Raw genomic sequence first — 778 nt, forward strand, 5'->3', positions numbered from 1 at the left:
CGGCGCAGCAGGGCGGCGGCTTCGGTGGCGTCGAAGGGGGTGCGGGCCAGGGCGGTGAGCCGCAGCCCCTCGGGGCACCAGGCGGGCGCCTCCGCCGGGCCGGGCCACACCACCTCGGCGGGCTCCAGCTGCAGCAGCTCCTGGTGCAGGCTGCCGCTGCCCGTGCGCTCGGTCACCCGGAACTCGCCGGTGCTGACGTCGGCGACGGCCAGGCCCCAGCGGCCCGCTGCGCTGCCGTCCCCGTCGAGGACCACGGCGCAGAGCCAGTTGTTGCGCCGGGCCGCCAGCATGCCCTCCTCGAGCACCGTGCCGGGGGTGAGCACCCGGGTGATGCCGCGGCGCAGCAGGGCCCCCTTGGCGGGGGTGGCCTCCAGCTGGTCGCAGAGGGCCACGCTGAGGCCGCGGCGCACCAGGTCGGCGCAGTAACGCTCGGCGGCGTGGTGGGGGATGCCCGCCATCGGCACCCGGCCCAGGGCCTTGCCGGCGTCCTTGCCGGTGAGGGTGAGCTCCAGCAGGCGCGAGAGCAGGATCGCGTCCTCGAAGAAGAACTCGTAGAAGTCGCCGAGGCGGTAGAGCAGCACCCGGTCCGGATGGGCCGCCTTCAGCTCCACGTAGTGCCGCAGCACTGGCGTGAGCGCCGCAGGGTCCACCAGGGAATGGTGGTGCCAGCGGGGCAGGTCGTCCCCGGGCTCCGGGGCGGCGTCGCCTGGCGGCGTCGGGGAGCCGCTGGCATCGCCAACGCTCGGGTCACCGGCCTGCTCGCCGTCGCCCTCGGGGC

At 76.0% G+C, this 778-nt stretch carries 1 protein-coding gene; it reads right to left on the reverse strand.

Going from position 1 to position 778, the window contains the following annotated elements; translation table 11 throughout:
* On the reverse strand, positions 1 to 778 hold a 778-nt coding region (locus VB737_RS17150), incomplete at both ends, for a MutS N-terminal domain-containing protein (RefSeq protein ID WP_500314753.1).

Origin of the sequence: Synechococcus sp. BA-120 BA3 (genome assembly GCF_034931285.1) — a bacterium.
GTDB lineage: Bacteria > Cyanobacteriota > Cyanobacteriia > PCC-6307 > Cyanobiaceae > Cyanobium.